The sequence below is a fragment of the Spirosoma lituiforme genome (assembly GCF_054776635.1).
Genome location: NZ_BAAHBO010000001.1, coordinates 1,463,264 through 1,480,459 on the forward strand (window position 1 = coordinate 1,463,264; position 17,196 = coordinate 1,480,459).

General features: G+C 49.4%; 18 protein-coding genes. 14 read left to right on the forward strand and 4 right to left on the reverse strand.

Going from position 1 to position 17,196, the window contains the following annotated elements; all coding sequences use genetic code 11:
* The first annotated feature begins 209 nt into the window (after nucleotides 1-209).
* The 6 genes from ACYU87_RS06220 to porG all read left to right on the forward strand — a co-directional run bounded on the left by ACYU87_RS06220 (nucleotide 210) and on the right by porG (nucleotide 5,309).
* Nucleotides 210-827, forward strand: coding sequence for an anthranilate synthase component II (locus tag ACYU87_RS06220; RefSeq protein WP_461133158.1), 618 nt, complete (start codon nucleotides 210-212; stop codon nucleotides 825-827).
* Nucleotides 824-1,600 carry an alpha/beta fold hydrolase gene (locus ACYU87_RS06225; RefSeq protein WP_461133159.1) on the forward strand — a complete coding sequence of 259 codons (777 nt, stop codon included), beginning with the start codon at nucleotides 824-826 and terminating at the stop codon, nucleotides 1,598-1,600. The genes ACYU87_RS06220 and ACYU87_RS06225 overlap by 4 nt, the downstream gene beginning before the upstream one ends.
* A 119-nt stretch (nucleotides 1,601-1,719) precedes the next feature.
* Nucleotides 1,720-2,388, forward strand: a complete 669-nt coding sequence (locus tag ACYU87_RS06230) for a CBS domain-containing protein (RefSeq protein WP_461133160.1) — start codon at nucleotides 1,720-1,722, stop codon at nucleotides 2,386-2,388.
* A gap of 77 nt (nucleotides 2,389-2,465) precedes the next feature.
* Entirely contained in the window at nucleotides 2,466-3,341 is an 876-nt protein-coding gene (locus tag ACYU87_RS06235) for an NAD kinase (RefSeq protein ID WP_461133161.1), read from the forward strand.
* A gap of 169 nt (nucleotides 3,342-3,510) precedes the next feature.
* Nucleotides 3,511-4,524 carry a DUF6089 family protein gene (locus ACYU87_RS06240; protein WP_461133162.1) on the forward strand — a complete coding sequence of 338 codons (1,014 nt, stop codon included), beginning with the start codon at nucleotides 3,511-3,513 and terminating at the stop codon, nucleotides 4,522-4,524.
* A 113-nt stretch (nucleotides 4,525-4,637) separates the two neighbouring features.
* Nucleotides 4,638-5,309 carry a type IX secretion system protein PorG gene (gene porG, locus ACYU87_RS06245; protein ID WP_461133163.1) on the forward strand — a complete coding sequence of 224 codons (672 nt, stop codon included), beginning with the start codon at nucleotides 4,638-4,640 and terminating at the stop codon, nucleotides 5,307-5,309.
* Nucleotides 5,310-5,385: 76 nt separating this feature from the next.
* Here porG and bshB1 read toward each other — a convergent pair whose 3' ends face one another.
* Entirely contained in the window at nucleotides 5,386-6,105 is a 720-nt protein-coding gene (gene bshB1, locus ACYU87_RS06250) for a bacillithiol biosynthesis deacetylase BshB1 (protein ID WP_461133164.1), read from the reverse strand.
* A gap of 231 nt (nucleotides 6,106-6,336) precedes the next feature.
* On the opposite strand from bshB1, the gene ACYU87_RS06255 reads away from it, so the two are divergent.
* Nucleotides 6,337-7,344: a nitrilase-related carbon-nitrogen hydrolase gene (locus ACYU87_RS06255; protein WP_461133165.1), complete on the forward strand. Its 1,008-nt coding sequence runs from the start codon at nucleotides 6,337-6,339 to the stop codon at nucleotides 7,342-7,344.
* Here ACYU87_RS06255 and ACYU87_RS06260 read toward each other — a convergent pair.
* On the reverse strand, nucleotides 7,341-8,468 hold the full coding sequence (locus ACYU87_RS06260) for an AI-2E family transporter (RefSeq protein WP_461133166.1): 1,128 nt from the start codon (nucleotides 8,466-8,468) through the stop codon (nucleotides 7,341-7,343). The genes ACYU87_RS06255 and ACYU87_RS06260 overlap by 4 nt on opposite strands.
* Before the next feature lie 158 nt (nucleotides 8,469-8,626).
* On the opposite strand from ACYU87_RS06260, the gene ACYU87_RS06265 reads away from it, so the two are divergent.
* The 3 genes from ACYU87_RS06265 to ACYU87_RS06275 all read left to right on the forward strand — a co-directional run bounded on the left by ACYU87_RS06265 (nucleotide 8,627) and on the right by ACYU87_RS06275 (nucleotide 11,047).
* On the forward strand, nucleotides 8,627-9,184 hold the full coding sequence (locus ACYU87_RS06265; protein ID WP_461133167.1) for an L-threonylcarbamoyladenylate synthase: 558 nt from the start codon (nucleotides 8,627-8,629) through the stop codon (nucleotides 9,182-9,184).
* A 95-nt stretch (nucleotides 9,185-9,279) separates the two neighbouring features.
* Nucleotides 9,280-10,782, forward strand: a complete 1,503-nt coding sequence (locus ACYU87_RS06270) for a CCA tRNA nucleotidyltransferase (RefSeq protein ID WP_461133168.1) — start codon at nucleotides 9,280-9,282, stop codon at nucleotides 10,780-10,782.
* 61 nt (nucleotides 10,783-10,843) lie between these two features.
* Nucleotides 10,844-11,047: a hypothetical protein gene (locus ACYU87_RS06275; protein WP_461133169.1), complete on the forward strand. Its 204-nt coding sequence runs from the start codon at nucleotides 10,844-10,846 to the stop codon at nucleotides 11,045-11,047.
* Between the two features lie 57 nt (nucleotides 11,048-11,104).
* Here ACYU87_RS06275 and ACYU87_RS06280 read toward each other — a convergent pair whose 3' ends face one another.
* Nucleotides 11,105-11,896: a M23 family metallopeptidase gene (locus ACYU87_RS06280; protein ID WP_461133634.1), complete on the reverse strand. Its 792-nt coding sequence runs from the start codon at nucleotides 11,894-11,896 to the stop codon at nucleotides 11,105-11,107.
* Nucleotides 11,897-12,115: 219 nt separating this feature from the next.
* Between ACYU87_RS06280 and ACYU87_RS06285 the strand changes: the two genes are divergently transcribed.
* The 4 genes from ACYU87_RS06285 (at nucleotide 12,116) to ACYU87_RS06300 (ending at nucleotide 16,300) form a co-directional block, all read left to right on the forward strand.
* The gene (locus ACYU87_RS06285) at nucleotides 12,116-12,307 is read left to right on the forward strand and encodes a cold-shock protein (protein ID WP_012925283.1); all 192 of its coding nucleotides are present in this window, start codon (nucleotides 12,116-12,118) and stop codon (nucleotides 12,305-12,307) included.
* A 150-nt stretch (nucleotides 12,308-12,457) separates the two neighbouring features.
* Nucleotides 12,458-14,599 carry a Tex family protein gene (locus tag ACYU87_RS06290; RefSeq protein WP_461133170.1) on the forward strand — a complete coding sequence of 714 codons (2,142 nt, stop codon included), beginning with the start codon at nucleotides 12,458-12,460 and terminating at the stop codon, nucleotides 14,597-14,599.
* Between the two features lie 67 nt (nucleotides 14,600-14,666).
* Nucleotides 14,667-15,293 carry a C40 family peptidase gene (locus ACYU87_RS06295; protein ID WP_461133171.1) on the forward strand — a complete coding sequence of 209 codons (627 nt, stop codon included), beginning with the start codon at nucleotides 14,667-14,669 and terminating at the stop codon, nucleotides 15,291-15,293.
* Nucleotides 15,294-15,607: 314 nt separating this feature from the next.
* Nucleotides 15,608-16,300 carry a hypothetical protein gene (locus ACYU87_RS06300; RefSeq protein WP_461133172.1) on the forward strand — a complete coding sequence of 231 codons (693 nt, stop codon included), beginning with the start codon at nucleotides 15,608-15,610 and terminating at the stop codon, nucleotides 16,298-16,300.
* A gap of 707 nt (nucleotides 16,301-17,007) precedes the next feature.
* Here ACYU87_RS06300 and ACYU87_RS06305 read toward each other — a convergent pair.
* Nucleotides 17,008-17,196 carry a hypothetical protein gene (locus ACYU87_RS06305; protein WP_461133173.1) on the reverse strand — a complete coding sequence of 63 codons (189 nt, stop codon included), beginning with the start codon at nucleotides 17,194-17,196 and terminating at the stop codon, nucleotides 17,008-17,010.

The window sequence follows — 17,196 nt, forward strand, 5'->3', positions numbered from 1 at the left end:
ACTTGAGTTTACGAATTAAGCCCAAAATTAAGCGCAATGCGCACCAATCCGTGAGCAAAACCGAAGTTAGGTAGTACTTTTTTTATATAAATTGCACTATTCAACTTTACCTATTATTTAATTATTTGATAATCAGACGAAGAAAAATAAAAGTTGTTGCTTTTTTCGAGAACCATTAATTTTGTCAAAACGATTTGCGTTATAGCAGTATGGACGTATTAGTGGTTGATAATTTCGATTCATTTACGTACATGCTGGTTGATTACCTGCAGCAGGCGGGTGCTCATTGCCGGGTAGTGAGAAACGATGAACCTTGGGATTCCCTGATCGACGGGCCTGTCGACGCGGTTGTGTTGTCGCCCGGACCGGGGGTTCCTCGGCAGGCGGGGCATCTGCTGGCGGTGATTGAGCATTACTACCAACGAGTGCCCATACTGGGCGTTTGTTTGGGCCACCAGGCACTCGGCGAATTCTTTGGGGCAACACTTGTTCAGGCGAATCGGCCCATGCACGGAAAAGTATCGACCATTCGAACACAACCGGATGATGCCTTATGGCGGGGGTTGCCGCCTAAGTTTGGCGTAACCCGTTATCATTCCCTTGTTTTAGAAGACCTGCCCGCGCAGTTAATTGGAATCGCCTATACCGAACAGAATGAGGTTATGGCCCTGCGCCATCGATGGTTGCCTTTGTGGGGCGTGCAGTTTCATCCGGAAGCCGCCCTGACGGAGCATGGATTGGCGCTGATCGAAAACTGGATTGATTTTATATTGTTTACCCCTAAAGAGAATACCACCACCACAACCTTAACCACACAGTACGCATGAACTATCAAATTCGGGAAGAAGCCGGTTTCCGCTTTGTCGACGAAGGTCAGGGTGATGTGTTGCTCCTGCTGCATGGCCTGTTTGGCGCGCTTAGCAACTGGGACAGCGTTATTAACACATTTTCGGATCGCTACAGAGTCATCATCCCATTATTGCCCATTTATGAAATGCCCATCCGGCAGGCCAGTCTGGAAGGACTGGTCGCTTACATCGAGAAGTTTGTTGCCCTGAAATCGCTGGACGACTTAACCTTGCTGGGCAATTCACTGGGCGGCCATCTGGCGATTCTGTATACATTTAAAAACCCGGAGCAGGTTCGTCGTTTGGTCTTAACGGGTAGCTCAGGCCTGTTTGAGAACGGAATGGGCGGATCATTTCCCAAACGGGGCAGTTACGACTACATTGCCGAGCGCGTAGCCTACACGTTCTACGATCCGGCGGTAGCTTCGAAAGAACTGATCGATGAAGTTTTCGAAATTACCAGCAGTATTCCCAAATGCATGAGCATTGTGGCCATCGCCAAGTCGGCACAGCGCAACAATGTAGCCAAAGATCTGTCCAAAATTCAAGTGCCTACGCTGCTTGTTTGGGGGCTAAACGATACCATCACACCCGCCGAAGTAGGCCACGAATTTAACCGGCTGATTGCCGATTCGGAATTGCATTTTATTGATAAGTGCTGCCATGCACCCATGATGGAATGCCCGAACCGATTCAATGAGCTACTGGATAACTGGCTGGCCAAAAATCCAGTAACCGAGCTGGTGGCCTGAGTGGATGGTATGTACCGGAAACATAAATGTCTGTTCCTGGACTAAAAATGAAAACTATGCGAGAATTTCCGTAGTTTTCGGCAAACAGGTACTGTTTATCATACGACTTTCTATTAACTATGCTGGCTGCCGAACTAATTGATCCCATGCTTCCGGCTCTGAAGCCAACCGACCCGGTTGGGCAGGCACTGGCTTGGATGGAAGAGCACCGTATTGGTCAACTCATATTGACCGATCAGGGTGACTACCGGGGCATTGTAAGCGAAGAACTGCTTATGGACGTTGCTGATGATGAGCGACCTTTGCAGGAGGTGATGTGCCTGTTTGAACAGACTTACGTTAGTGAGGATCAACACATGCTTGAAGTATTGGGGCTGGCGGTTCAGCACCAGATGCAGGTGATTGCGGTTCTTGGCGAAGGTCGTGAGTTTATCGGCACCATTTCTGTAAACGAACTACTCAAAAAGTTTGCTCAGGATTTGGGAATTCAGGAAATGGGTGCCATTCTGATCCTGAATATGAACGAGCGGGATTACTCACTGACGGAAATCAGTCGACTGATTGAGACCAATAATGTCAAGATTATCAGCAGCTATTTTTCCAGCGCGGCTTTTGGCATGCCTGACCGGTCACGGCTGACGCTCAAACTGAATCGCCGTGACATTACCCCCGTCATATCGACCCTGGAGCGGTTTGGCTACCGGATCGAAGCGGCCTTTGCCAACGCCCCTGTAGAAAGCATTGATCAGGAGCGGCTCGATCTGCTGCTTCGTTACCTTAATACCTAGTTTCGACGTTCTCGGGTTGAGTTTTACCTGGATGGATTATCCGTCTGCCTCACCCCGCGAACTGTAAACGCTCATCTATGAAAATCGCCATTCACGGGCGCAACTTTCCCGAACCAGCACGGCCTTACATCCAATCGATGTTTGAGGAACTGGCCCGGCGGCAAACGGAAGTAATCATTTCGCTGGATTACCGCGATTATCTGGATAATGCGGGCGTAGCGCACTATAGCCAGTCTACTTACACGGTTGATGAAGGCGTTGCGGATGCCGACTTTATTTTTAGCCTGGGGGGCGATGGTACGCTGCTCGACGCCGTTACGCATGTTGGCTCCCGGCAAATTCCCATTATCGGTATCAACATAGGCCGCTTAGGATTCCTGGCCACGGTGGCCCCGGCTTCGGTACGTCTGATGATTGACGCCATCTTTAACGGGCAGTACACCATCGACGAACGTACGCTGGTGAGTGTACGGTCAAGTCAGGACATTTTTGGCAAGCTGCCTTTCGGCCTGAATGACTTTACAATTACCCGAACGCAAACTTCCTCAATGATTACGGTACACTCGTACCTCGACGGAGAGTTTCTGAATTCGTACTGGGCCGATGGGTTAATTATATCAACACCCTCAGGATCAACCGGTTATTCGCTTAGCTGTGGTGGTCCGGTTCTGTTACCCCAGACAGAGAGCTTTATTATTACACCCATCAGCCCGCATAACCTCAACGTTCGGCCCATGATTGTTATGGACACGTGCCAGCTGGCTTTCGAGGTCGAAAGCCGGAGTGGTAACTTCCTGGCAGCCCTGGATTCCCGCTCGTATACGGTCGATACATCGGTCAGAATCAGCGTTCAGAAAGAAGCGTTCAAAGCCAGGCTGGTGAAGCTCAGCGATGATAATTTTCTGAACACGCTTCGCAGCAAACTTAATTGGGGCTGGGACATCCGAAATTAACTGTTGAGTGTAATTACTCATGCTCTTTCAGTGTGATCTGATTACTTTTACCCCTTTATCGGTTCTGGCATAATTTTTATGGCCCATTGCCAATAAAAGCGAGCCCTCTACCGTTTCGGAATTGGCTGGCTTTCGGGCTAGCCGTGGTTGATTCACGTATTTAATGAGTATGAATAAGTATAAACAGGTAGTAATAAGCGCTGCGACAATCTGTTTGCTGGCAGGTTTAGTTACGGAAAGTTCGGCCCAACGCCGGCAGAATGCGCGCTTCGCTCCGTATTCATCCGTTTCGTTTGGTGCGGGTACATCAACTTATTTTGGCGACTTGGCGGGATATCGGAAGCCATTTAAGTCGCTGGTTACCCTACCCCGCTGGAATGTAGGCCTGGGTTATACCCGTCAGTTTACCCCACACTTTGCCGCCCGTGCTACATTCACCTGGGCGCGCATTACGGGTGATGACTACACCTTTGCCAAAAGCAATATTGAACAATACCTGGCTCAGTATGCCCGAAACGCGCACTTCCGCAACGACCTGAAAGAGTTTGCCGTAACAGGGATCTATAACTTCATTGAGGATGGCCGAAACTCCGAATCGAGAGCAAAATTTACGCCTTACATATTTGGTGGACTAGCCTTGGTAGCCCATAGCCCCGAAGCCAGAACGCCCGTAGCAACGGGCACCGGCACAGATGTATACGCTGGTCAGGAGTGGGTAAAACTTCAGCCGCTTCATACGGAAGGGCAAGGACAGCCGGACCGAGAAAAGCCCTATTCGCTGGTAACCGTAGCGATACCCGTTGGCTTTGGCGTGCGGTATAAATTAAATGATAACTTTAATATAGGGGCTGAAATTGGATTCCGCTATACCTTCACCGACTACCTGGACGATGTAGGCAACGGTCTCTATGCCGACCCGGCTACGGCATCGGGTGTAGCCACGGTGATGTCGAACCGGCGCTTTGAGAAATTTGCTGCTCGTTATAAGAATGCTCCGGATCGGTATACAGCCTTGGAAAACTTATACCAAAATGGCTCTCCTGAATTACAGGCGGCTATCTCAGATGCCTTAAATACGCCCGTCCGCTCAACGGATGGCAAATTTAATGACGGTTATTTGCTGACTAATTTTTCCATTCATTACATCATTCCGGGTAAAATAAAGTGTCCTCCTATCAAATAAGATGGTTGAAGACAGTTGTTTCGAGTTGTGTGTCAGCTTCATAAACTATAGGGCGTGGCAATCGTAGGCATCAATGAGCGTTATGGTTTTGCCTGATGTCTGGAATCTACTGTATGTATCAAAACGAGTTTAGAAAGGCCCGGCTCATTGTAGTCGGGCTTTTTATCAGCCTGAGTGTGCAGGCCCAAAAAATTGAGATCGGGGGAGGCTTGGGCGGTATGCTTTATAAAGGTGATGTATCTCCTTCGCTCAATCCTAGGTTTTACAGACCGGCCGGCAGTCTTTTCTTTCGGTATAATGCAACCCGCTCCTTTTCTGTGCGGGCAACTGGATCTCTGGGGGGTATTCGGGGTGAAGACCGAGTTAGCAACGACCCTCTGCAGAAAGCCCGCGATTATTCGTTCCGCACGAACCTGAGTGCAGCGGAAATTGATTTTGAGTACAACTTCCTGAACTATAAGTCCTCACCCAGGGAAACGAATTGGTCACCTTACATATTTGGTGGGATTGGTTTGTGCCGGTTCAGCAATGCAGTGGTGCGCGTTGGCGGGGTCGTTACCTACCCGTTGGGCGTCGGTATTAAATACGAAATTAAGCGGCCCTGGAGCGTTGGCGTGGAATTTGGCACCCGCTTCACCAAAAATGATTACCTGGATGGCCTGGGCGAGAATACATTTGGCAGGACGATGGCAAAAGTAGCCCAGAGCAATCCGGCCCTTAAAGACAGTTACACCTACACGGCCATAACCTTGAGTTACACATTCTACCGAATCGTTTGCCCTTAGGCTCATCCAGTAGCATCGTCCTGACGGCTGCACCTGCTTATGTCTTGTGTAGCCGTCAGGACGATGCGTTAAAACCTTACACTAACGAAAATAAATCCTGCACGCCCAGCATCCGTCGGCTGATGAACCCTTCGCCGAATTCGGCACCAATCATGTGCCCATGTTCACGAGTGCGTGACTCCAGAAATTTCATGAAAGGCTCGCCCGAAATATAGCTCTCAGGTTCGGTGCTTTCGGGATTGAAAAATTGACTTTTGTAGGCCTTTATAGCGGCTATTTTCTTCTCCCAATAGGGCGTAATATCTACGATAAAATCAGGCTTCAGTGAGCGATCCTGGATAAAGTTGTATATGAATTTAGGCCGGTGGGCTTCTTGCGGTTTAGCATCTTTCCCCACCGTTTTGATCTGACGCAGACCAGCATAAAAGCAGGCATCGGCAACTAGCTCGGCGGCACGACCATGATCGGGATGACGGTCGTCGGGTGTATTCGTTAAGACTATTTCCGGCCGAAACTGACGGATCACCGAGATGAGCGCTAGCTGATGCTCTTCATCATTCCGGAAAAAAGCATCCCGGAAACCCATATTTTCTCTGGCGACCAAGCCCATGATTCGGGCCCCTTCCATGGCTTCCTGCAAGCGAATTTCAGGCGTTCCGCGTGTGCCTAGTTCTCCCCGGGTTAAGTCGACACCAGCAACTGTTTTCCCCTGCGCCACCAACGAAAGAACGGTACCGGCACAAGTCATTTCAATATCATCGGGATGGGCCGCAATGGCCAGTACGTCAACGGTCATGTATATAGGTTTAACAGATTGGTAGTTGTAAGAAATAAGAAAATGCGCTGCCTAAGTAATCAGATGTAGGAAACAATCAGGTAAACAACCCACTGCCCATAAAATAGGACAGATAGATAATCGCCCAGGCAACGGATTTGTTCCGAATTGGTGCTAAAGGGGGTTGTCCGCGGTTTTTTCGGCGGAAACACCTTATTTAGCAGCCTAAATCCTCCAGTCACTCCTTGATTTATGTCCTACAAAGCGCTTGCTCTGCAGTTAACTTGTCAGACAGTAAACATTTGCCAGACCCGAGATGAAGCTGAAGCAATCATGCTTCAATCCATTGAGCGTATTGAACGCCAGATCGCGGCATCCGTTGGCCTGATTGGCCGTGACACGTTGTTGGTGGTCGTACCCGAATTTTTTCTGACGGGTCCGCCGACCAACGAAACTGTGGACCAATGGCGCGAGAAGGCGGCTCTCGACATGGACGGTCGGATCTATGAAGCCCTGAGCGCGATGGTGCAGCGGCAGCAAATTTATTTCTCCGGGAACGCCTACGAGCAGGACCCTTTTTTCCCTGAACTTTATTTTCAGACCAATTTCATTATTGGCCCCAACGGCGATATATTGTTGAGGTATCGTCGGCTAAATGCCATGTATACGCCGACTCCGCACGATGTGTGGGAACTGTATCTCGACGCCTACGGCTATGATTCACTTTTTCCAGTGGCCAAGACAAACATCGGTCATCTGGCTTGTATTGCTTCGGAGGATATGTTGTACCCCGAGGTAGCCCGTTGTTTAGCAATGCGTGGGGCCGAGATTTTGTTGCACTCAACGTCAGACATGGGTAGTCCCCAACGGATGCCCAGAAACATAGCCAAGCAGGCCCGGGCCATCGAAAATATGGCGTACGTGGTATCGGCCAACTCAGCAGGTGTGACGGGGAATGACTTGCCAGCCAGTTCTACCAATGGTCATTCCAAGATCATCGATCCTAAGGGAATCGTACTGGCCGAAGCGGCTTATGGGGAAAGCCTTGTGGCCAATGCCGATATTGATTTGGCGGCTTTGCGCGAGTTTCGACAACGACCAGCCATAGGAAACCAACTGGCTCGCCAGCGGCTGGAGCTTTACGCAGATAGTTACGCCCGATACAGTGCATACCCGCCCAACACGCTCATGAATCAACCGGCCGAGCGGCCCCAGTTCCTGCGAACCCAGCAGGAGGTAATCAAAAAGTTGTACAGCTAGCCCTGCGCGTTGACCTCGGTGGTCTGCGTTTTTCGTCGGCGCCGGGGCAGACGGAACAGGTTGCTGCCAGCCTCTTCGGGTGTTTGATCGCCCAGCAGCACCCCCCACGGCTGGAGGCCTTCTACCCGGTCAAAAATTACTTTCAGGATGGCAATGGCTGGGATCGACAGAAACATGCCCGATACACCGGCCAAAGCACCACCAATCAGCACCCCTACGATGGAGATAAGGGCGTTGATGCGAACTTTGGACGCGACGATCAGGGGAACCAGAATGTTGTTATCGATGAATTGAACGAGCAGAAACACCCCGACCACCCCCAGAATGATGGAAGTTTCGGGATTATTACTGAACGTAATGACAACCGTCAGTACCGTGGCTACCAGTCCACCGATGTAGGGAACCAGATTCAGGATGGCCGCCATAATGCCCAACAAAACAGCATACTGCACACCCAGAAATAACAAACCAACCGAGTTAAGAGCCGCTACGCAGGCTGTTTCGATCAGCAAACCAACCATGTAACTCTGAACAACGGCTTTTACCTCGCTCAGGACTTCCCGCACACGCTCCGTATGTTTTTCGGCAAAAAGCACGACAATGAAATGCAGCAGCATGCTACGGTAGTAAAGGAGCAGAAAAACATAAATCGGAATTAAGGTCAGCGTACCCAGAGGTCCGGTGATGAATCCCAGCGTATCGGGGCTTTGCAAACTATCCAGCGTTTGAGCCTGCGCTTTCTGGAGGTATTTTTCCTGTTGCCGATAGCTCACGTTGTATTCACGCCTGATCCATCGCTTGGCATCGCTGAAAAAATCGGTCAGGTTCTGCCGAATCTTGGGCAGGTCGTCGGCAAAGTCAGATATCTGCATGGACAGCGTTATGGTGACGGCGGATACGATGATGATGGCCACGAGCAGCGCCAGACTAATGGCAATAACTTTGTGAATGCCCAGCCGAATGAGTCTTTTCTCGATGGGGCGCAGCAGCACCGCAATCAGACCCGCCATAGCCAGTGGCACCAGAATGTCCTGCCCCAGGTAAATACCTGCCGTCAGGATAGCCAGGGCCAGCAGCGAGTGGGAGAATTGATGGTAGTGCGGGCGTAGCGGTTCAGCAGCCATATTCTGGGAGAGGTTCGTCTTGACGTAGTAAATAAAGGATCAACCTCTCAACATCCCATCCTATAATTTGTTCATTCGACGGAGGGAGCCAGTAGGTATCTCACCCCTACCTGACCATCTTTCCCCAAACTTGCTGTATTTTTGCGGTTTATTTACTCATGACATCAAGTATTCGCGATATCGCTTTTCAACTCAGACAGGGACAGCTTATTGCCCTGGCCGACGAAACCGGCTGGTCTGTTGTTGCCGACCCTGTTCATGATGCTGCGGTTGGAAAACTGTTAACCTTGCGAGCGCTGATGCCCAGTGGTTTGAAGCCAACCGTACTCATTCAAAACGCCGATCAGCTAGGTTTATACGTGGCCAAAATCCCCGATGTAGCCTACGATCTGGTTGAATTTGCGGAGATTCCGTTAACAGTTATTTACGATCAGGGGAAAAATCTGTCTGCTTTGCTGTGGCAATCGGCGGAAACCGGTGCTGCCGGGCAGCCAACGGGTGTAGTTGCCGTTCGTCGGGTGCTGAGCGAAGACGTGCAACGCCTGATTGGCAGTTTCGGACGGGGGCTGCTGTCGATCCCGTTTGAGTCTCTGGTCCTCCCGCCAGCCGCCGAACCGATTATCGTTGAGCGCTTTGGTGCCCTACCGGGTATGCCTAAACGTCCGCGCATAATGCGACTGGCCGTTAATGGAGAAATTAATTTTATCAGAAAATAGCGTAGTCGGGGAAGGGTTGTACAGCAACCCGACTCCATGAACGGACAAACCATCACGGCTGCTACGCCGAAGCGCCCCGTGATTATCTAGCATACATGAATTTTAGCGACACCTTACATAAGAATCCGGTCTTCGATGTCATTGCTCAACAGGCTGATGCGCTTGGTTTGCAGGCGTATGTTATCGGCGGATTCGTGCGTGATCTGGTTTTGGGGCGTCCGTCAAAAGATATCGATGTCGTCTGCATTGGCAGCGGAATTGCGCTGGCCGAAGCTGTTGGGAAAGCCCTCCGGACCAACGTATCGGTATTTCCGAGTTTCGGAACCGCCATGCTCAAGGCTACCGCACCAACGGATCAACAGGAAAACGAGGAGTGGGAGGTCGAGTTTGTGGGGGCACGGAAAGAATCTTACCGGAGTGAATCGCGCAAACCGATTGTTGAAGACGGAACTCTCGAAGACGATCAGAACCGGCGGGACTTCACCATCAACGCCATGGGAATCAGCCTGAACCGGAACAGTTCGCAACCCGAAACGGGCTATGGCGACCTGCTTGACCCATTCGGAGGCCTGAAAGACATCAAGCGAAAAGTTATCCGTACGCCCCTCAACCCTGACATTACGTTTTCTGACGACCCGCTTCGCATGATGAGGGCCATCCGGTTTGCCTCACAGTTGAACTTTGATATTGAACCCGATACATTCGACGCTATTGTTCGGATGAACGAGCGAATTACCATCGTTTCGAGAGAACGGGTAACCGACGAACTGAACAAAATCATTCTGTCGCCTACGCCTTCGTATGGGTTCAAATTGCTGTATCATGCCGGATTACTGGATCGGATCTTCCCGGAACTGATCGCCCTGAAAGGCGTTGAGACCATAGAAGGGAAAGGGCACAAAGACAATTTCTACCATACGCTACAGGTTCTCGACAACATTGCCAATCGAGCCAATCCGACCCGATATGCGGGTGAGGCTGAGAATGAACTTTGGCTGCGCTGGGCGGCTTTGTTGCACGACATTGCGAAACCGGCCACCAAGCGATTTGATCAGAAAGTTGGCTGGACATTTCACGGGCACGAGGACCTGGGAGCCCGGTGGGTACCCGGTATTTTCCGGACTATGAAATTACCGCTCAACGAGCACATGCGGTTTGTGCAACGGCTTGTGCGCCTGCACCTGCGGCCCATTGCCCTGACAAAGGAGCAAATTACGGATTCGGCCCTGCGTCGGTTGCTGGTCGATGCAGGCGAAGACCTGGAGGGGCTTATGGCGCTCTGCCGTGCCGACATTACGTCCAAGAACTACGAGCGGGTGCAGAAACACCTGCGCAATTTCGACCGGGTTGAACGGAAATTACACGACCTCGAAGAACGCGATAAACTTCGCAGTTTTCAGCCGGTCATTACGGGTGAGCTGATTATGGAAACTTTTGGTTTGCCCCCGTCAAAAGAGGTTGGCGAGATTAAGTCCATCATGCGGGAAGCTATTCTGGACGGAGTCGTCAAGAATTCGCTCGACGCAGCTTACCCATTTTTGCTTGAAGAAGGTCGCAAACGCGGCTTAACCCCTAAAACAGTCAAGAAGTACGAATAAAGGCTAGTAGGCCTGTAAGCCCCGGTTTATTGGTCGTTCAACCCGCTACATTAATTTACTTATGGATAATACAAATTTCCGTCGCTTTTTTGGCGCATCCCTCACCATTCTGGGTGTCGTTGTTGTTTTGTTCGCCCTGGTAGCCTTTCTATCAGAAGGAAAGGCTGTATTGGGCATGCACGTATCGAAAGCCGAATCCGCTGCGCCCTTCATTGTGGGTATGATTTTTCTTGTTACAGGCGTCAACCTCGTCCGCGAATCGTAGAATGACGTAGGATATAAAATGTATGGTGTGACGAAACAATACATTTTATACCCTACATCATTTGGCTTGTTTGGCCGTCAACAGCCAGTCGTACGTGTTGATGGGTTGAGGGAGCCCATCGGGTTTGATCTGAAGATACATCAGATGCAGATGAGTCGGTGATCGGGGCTTGTACGCGTTAAAGCCCGTCCGGCCCATTTCGGCCAGCTTCTGCCCTGCTTTAACCCATTGCCCCGGCGCTACATTGACCTCGCTGTTATGGGCGTAATAGAACAGCCCGTGCAATAGCGGGTCATACACCCAGATCCAGTTACCGCCCCGGTAATCAGAACCGGGTCTCCAACCCGTTTCAATGGCCAGTACCAGCCCCTGGCTCATCGCCAGAATATCAACGGGTTTATTGGTTTTATCGTCTATATTATCCTGATTGCGATCACTGATAAATATATCCTGGGCTGGGTGACTACCGCGCACATTGTAATCGAACAAGTCGAAACCGTTGCCTCTATAACCTTCACCGTGTTTACCGCCAATGGCACTGGTTGAGTAACCCCGCAGCGGGAAGTTGAAATAGACGCCCGTTCGGCGGAGACTATCCCGCTGAAGAGAATCCTGTTTGTAACTTTCCATACTCCGAAAGCGTGCGTGCAACCCCTGTAAGATGCTGCTGAACTGTAGTCGGGCTGAGTCTGGCGTTACACTTTGCTCCCTGATTTTCGTATAAAGAGTCTGAAACTGCTGGCAATAACTGTATACTGTAGGCTCATCGGAGTTGCTGACAACGGCCTGTGAAGAAGCCGCATTTAGACTACCAACCAACAATGCCCCCAAAATACCCGCTATCCGCATGAACGACGTTAGGTCAATCTTCACTAGTGTTTGTATTCGATTCTGGCAGTAAAAATACGGAAGTAGGGCGATTGGTACCTAGAATATTATGCCGCCAATGGCTCGTATACGTGTGTATTGGCCTATTTGACCTTTTTTTTCAGCTTATGTGAGATATTTTTCGAAAGCATTTGGAAAATACATTTATTGTGCCGTCCTTCGCCTAAATTTAAAATAGCAATGCAAACAGGAACTGTAAAATTCTTTAATGAAACCAAAGGGTTTGGTTTTATTAAACCCGATGATGGTGGCGAAGACATTTTTGTACACGCTTCCGGTCTCATCGACCAAATCCGTGAAAACGACAAAGTTAAATTCAATGTCGAACGCGGTAAGAAAGGCTTAAATGCCGTAAACGTCGAAATGGCTTAATCGTAAGATATACCAAGACAACCGTTGTAAAAAACATGCCAATCGGCATGTTTTTTTTTGTTCCGTCGGTTCGGCAGGTCCATTTTTGCAGGACTTCTTGTGGTCCACCAGTTCGTACGTACGGAACAGAAGGCTTATTATAGTATTAGCATGACCCAATCTATTGACCAACGCGTTGCCGCCCGCTTGAGCCTACAGCTGCGTTCCGTAACAGCCACAATCGACTTACTAAACGGCGGAGCCACCGTTCCTTTCATTGCCCGATACCGGAAGGAAGCTACCGCATCAACAGACGGAAATCCCCTCGACGAAGTACAAATCGGACAGATCAAGGACACCTATCAGAAATTAACCGACCTCGACAAGCGTCGGGAGGTAGTCTTAAAATCCATTGACGAGCAGGGCAAACTTACCCCCGACCTGCGCCGGAAACTGGAGGCCGTCGATTCGCTCACTGATCTTGAGGACCTATACCTACCCTACCGCCAAAAGCGAAAAACCCGCGCAACCATTGCCATTGAACGCGGCCTGGAACCCCTTGCTAACACGATCATAGCCCAGCGTGAAACAAGCCTGGACCGCCTTGCCCAGCGGCATCTTTCCGACGCTGTTCCTACCCTGGCTGATGCCTTACAGGGTGCCCGCGATATTCTGGCCGAACGGATCAGCGAAGATGCTGATGCCCGCCAGCGCATTCGTACCCTGTTTGAGCGGGAAGCCATCATTCGATCCGTCGTTAAAAAAGGAAAAGATCTGGAAGGAATAAAATACAAAGACTACTTCGATTTTGCCGAACCGCTCCGCCGGGTTCCATCGCACCGGCTGCTGGCCTTACGGCGTGGTGAAAGTGAAGGTTTTCTGACGGTTACCATTGGCCCGGACGAAGAAGCGGCTACCCAACGACTCGAACGTCAATTTGTGGCCGATCGGTCGGGTACGCCTGCTTGCAAGGAACAGATGACACTAGCCATTCGCGATGGGTACAAACGCCTGCTTAAACCGGCTCTCGAAACGGAATTTTCAAACGGATCGAAAGAGAAGGCAGATGTGGAAGCGATTCGGATCTTCGCTGATAATCTGCGTCAACTTCTGCTCAGCCCTCCACTCGGCCAAAAGCGCGTGATGGCTATCGACCCGGGTTATCGAACGGGTTGCAAGACGGTTTGTCTCGATGCGCAGGGAAATTTACTGACGGAAACCGTATTGTATCTGGCTCACTCCGAGTCGCAGAAGCAACAGGCTATTCAGACCGTTCAAAAACTTGTGTCCCAGTACGCTATTGATGCGATTGCTATTGGCAATGGAACCGCCGGACGAGAAACGGAAGAGTTTGTCAAAGCGCTGAACCTGGACAAGCCCGTGTTCATGGTCAGTGAACAGGGCGCATCAATTTATTCGGCTTCGGAGGTCGCTCGCGAAGAGTTTCCTGACCGGGATGTCACGGTTCGTGGAGCCGTTAGTATTGGCCGTCGCTTAATGGACCCACTCGCTGAACTAGTCAAAATTGACCCTAAGTCCATTGGCGTCGGGCAATACCAGCATGATGTAGACCAGACTGACCTCAAAGCCAGCCTCGATACTGTGGTGGAGAGTTGCGTGAATCAGGTGGGTGTATCGCTCAATACCGCCAGCGCTTACCTGCTGCGTTACGTATCGGGCCTGGGTCCTCAACTAGCCAGTAATATTGTTGCTTACCGAGCCGAAAATGGGCCGTTCACATCCCGCGATCAACTTAAGAAAGTGCCCAGACTCGGCCCCAAAGCATTTGAACAATGCGCGGGTTTCCTGCGTATCGAAGGGGCTAAAAATCCACTGGATAACAGTGCCGTTCACCCCGAGCGGTACGCCGTAGTGGAGCGCATGGCTGTTGACGTAGGCAGTCAGGTGGGTGACCTTATCCGCCGACCGGAGCTACGGCAGCAAATCAAGGTCGATCAGTATATCAGTAGCGCAGTTGGCCTGCCCACGCTCCGGGATATTCTGGCTGAACTGGCGAAACCGGGACGCGATCCGCGCGAGCAGCTTTCCAGTTTCGACTATGATTCCCGCGTTCGTTCCGTTGATGACTTGCACGAGGGCATGTTACTGGCCGGTGTTGTGACCAACATTACGGCTTTTGGAGCATTTGTCGATATTGGTGTTAAACAGGACGGCCTCGTTCATGTCTCCCAGTTGGCGAATCATTTTGTTTCGGATCCTAACACGGTTGTGAAAGTGTACCAGAAAGTAAAAGTCAAGGTCCTTGAGGTTGATAAGGCTCGAAAACGCATTGCATTAACTATGAAATTGTGATAAGTTGCAATAGGCTAATGTGCCCTATCGTTAAAATTTTGCCTATACTACCTTAACCCAATCTTGTATGCAACAACGCTGGTCTCGGGAATTCTTCCGTCCCGTACTGCTGAGTGCCTGCCTGCTCATGTTATTGAGTGCCTGTAATGCACTTCGTTCCTCTGGTCCGTCGGTTAGCCGTCGACCGGCCTCATCGGCCCGCCCCGTTGCCCGTCGCCCCCCCACCGGTAAAGTGCCTGGTAGCTCACCAGCTGTTCCGGCAAAACCAACCGGTAAAGTAGTGGATAGTCGTACCTACGAAAACCGGTACGTGCCCGAAGTCGTGAAAATTGCCCGAACCTATACCGGAACTCCCTACCGATCGGGTGGGAATACATCTACCGGGATTGACTGCTCAGGCCTGGTCTACGCCGTTTTCAATACAGTGGGGTTGAAGATGCCCCGCATATCGTGGCAGCAATCAGAGGTGGGTCACGAAGTAGAAGTAGCCGAGATTTTGCCGGGCGATTTAATTTTCTTCGTACCTGACAAAGGACAAGCCGGTTATGTATCTCACACCGGAATCGTGACCGAAGTAAACGGGGTACAGAACATCCGGTTTATTCATGCCTCTTCTTCACGGGGTGTTCGGGAAGATAATTTGTACGCTGATTATTTTAAAGGTCGATTTGTGAAGGCGCTGCGCCCATTTTAGTAGAAATAGAGGTATAAAAAAACCGCTCCTGGAGCTACCGTCTGGACACAAGTAGCTGACTTGGTTGGCGTGGTAATATTATTCTATACACTAGCCGGTTCACTTTCTGCCAACGTGAAATGATTGTCTATATATTATTCTACTTGTACTATTTTTGACTTCCATCACCTTTTCCTAAATTATTTATGTACAAGGTTTTTTACTCCTTCTTTCTGGTTTGTTCGCTCGCTTGTCTTCTGTGGTCTTGTCAAGATCACCGATTAACCCCTATCTCTCCTTTGCGAGTCCGGGTAAAGACGGTTACCCGTTCTGGGGTGAATACCCAACTTACCTATAATGCCGCCAATCAGCTTGTTAGATACACGAATAATAAGGATTCAACGGGTGGGGTAGTCTATGAGAATAACCGCTATGCTTATTCTTATTATGGCCCAACTACTGATTCGCTTTCCGCAAAAGAAACGTTTTACTACCTACCCTCGGATAGTACCAATGTTTTAGTTTTTAGCTATAGAATAGTCAAAGGTGTTTCAGCGGGTACATTTGTTACTTCCTACACGCTTGATGAACAGAATCGACCAATTAGAATTTCTCAACAAGATTTTGCAGCTACAATTCATCAAGACTACTCATACTTTACCTATGTAAATGATAATATTACTCAAGTAATATTGCACGCAACTGGCCCTACATATCCGTATCAAAACATAGTTGTTTATCCAACTGTGATTTACGAATACGATGATAAGCCTAACCCATTATACGGGTTGTATTTTTCCCCTAACCAATTACTTGAACCAGCTTTATTGCGCATAGGAGGTTCTTACATTGCCGATTTTGATGTCATTCGACAGTACAGCCGTAATAATATTACTAAGATTACTTTTTTAAATAGTACGGCTCCTCCTATCGAATATGCCTACCAATATAATAGTCAAGGATTACCGGTAGCCATTACTAACAAGACTAGCGGTCAGATAACAACCCTTACTTATGAGTCATACTGAAATAGTTTGTGGATCATTTCATACCAAGCAAAGTCCGCCAATCATTCTATTATCTGGACATAAATATTCCTCTTGGTATCTTTGACCAAAAGTGCAGACTAGGCATTTAGTAGATATCAAAGACAAGCGATTGATGAAACGAGGCAACTCGCTCCTCAATCGCTTGTTTGGAAATAGCCTTCATTCCATCCGTCAACTGGCCGCCAACGATTCGAAAGCAAAAGCCTTTTAGCGGTTCCTTGACAATGACAAGGTGAGAGAAGAAGACCTCATTAAGAAATATGGCTTATAACTGTCGGGCATGCGTGGAAGGCCGACCAGTGCTATGTATCGAGGGTAGTAGCAAAATTAATTTATTTGATCACCGAAACCGCCTTAAAAAGAACGATTCTATCGGTTTAACCAATGACATATCCCAGGGCTTAGGATTTTTTATCTATCCCAGCCTGGTCATCGATGACGAAACGTTCATACCATATGGCTTTTCAAATGTCAAAGTATGGAACCGAGCTCACCAATTTATTCCAAAAGATAAGTTCCACAAAAAGAATCTGCTACCTATTGAGCAAAAAGAATCCTATAAATGGATATAAGCATCGCTAAAAGGCAAACAAGCCCTAGCCAAAGCACGGCAGGTGATCATTATTCAGAACCGCGAGGGCGATGTTTACGACCAATTATGTCTTGTGCCCGACGTGCGTACCCATTTACTGATACGAGCCAAAACCAACCGAATCCTTACTGATAAGACAAAGCTTTTCGAACATCTGGCCCAGTAACCTGTGTAGGGTAGCTATGCAATAGAACTGGAAGGCGATAAACGGAAACGCATACAGAAACGGAGAGCCACCCTGGAGGTACGCTTTAGTCAAATAAGGATTGGTAGCAACCAGCAT

Coding starts and splice junctions, on each gene's coding strand:
- ACYU87_RS06220 (WP_461133158.1), top strand. CDS start 210: ATGGACGTATTAGTGGTTGATAATTTCGATTCATTTACGTACATGCTG.
- ACYU87_RS06225 (WP_461133159.1), top strand. CDS start 824: ATGAACTATCAAATTCGGGAAGAAGCCGGTTTCCGCTTTGTCGACGAA.
- ACYU87_RS06230 (WP_461133160.1), top strand. CDS start 1,720: ATGCTGGCTGCCGAACTAATTGATCCCATGCTTCCGGCTCTGAAGCCA.
- ACYU87_RS06235 (WP_461133161.1), top strand. CDS start 2,466: ATGAAAATCGCCATTCACGGGCGCAACTTTCCCGAACCAGCACGGCCT.
- ACYU87_RS06240 (WP_461133162.1), top strand. CDS start 3,511: ATGAATAAGTATAAACAGGTAGTAATAAGCGCTGCGACAATCTGTTTG.
- porG (WP_461133163.1), top strand. CDS start 4,638: ATGTATCAAAACGAGTTTAGAAAGGCCCGGCTCATTGTAGTCGGGCTT.
- bshB1 (WP_461133164.1), bottom strand. CDS start 6,105: ATGACCGTTGACGTACTGGCCATTGCGGCCCATCCCGATGATATTGAA.
- ACYU87_RS06255 (WP_461133165.1), top strand. CDS start 6,337: ATGTCCTACAAAGCGCTTGCTCTGCAGTTAACTTGTCAGACAGTAAAC.
- ACYU87_RS06260 (WP_461133166.1), bottom strand. CDS start 8,468: ATGGCTGCTGAACCGCTACGCCCGCACTACCATCAATTCTCCCACTCG.
- ACYU87_RS06265 (WP_461133167.1), top strand. CDS start 8,627: ATGACATCAAGTATTCGCGATATCGCTTTTCAACTCAGACAGGGACAG.
- ACYU87_RS06270 (WP_461133168.1), top strand. CDS start 9,280: ATGAATTTTAGCGACACCTTACATAAGAATCCGGTCTTCGATGTCATT.
- ACYU87_RS06275 (WP_461133169.1), top strand. CDS start 10,844: ATGGATAATACAAATTTCCGTCGCTTTTTTGGCGCATCCCTCACCATT.
- ACYU87_RS06280 (WP_461133634.1), bottom strand. CDS start 11,896: ATGCGGATAGCGGGTATTTTGGGGGCATTGTTGGTTGGTAGTCTAAAT.
- ACYU87_RS06285 (WP_012925283.1), top strand. CDS start 12,116: ATGCAAACAGGAACTGTAAAATTCTTTAATGAAACCAAAGGGTTTGGT.
- ACYU87_RS06290 (WP_461133170.1), top strand. CDS start 12,458: ATGACCCAATCTATTGACCAACGCGTTGCCGCCCGCTTGAGCCTACAG.
- ACYU87_RS06295 (WP_461133171.1), top strand. CDS start 14,667: ATGCAACAACGCTGGTCTCGGGAATTCTTCCGTCCCGTACTGCTGAGT.
- ACYU87_RS06305 (WP_461133173.1), bottom strand. CDS start 17,196: ATGCTGGTTGCTACCAATCCTTATTTGACTAAAGCGTACCTCCAGGGT.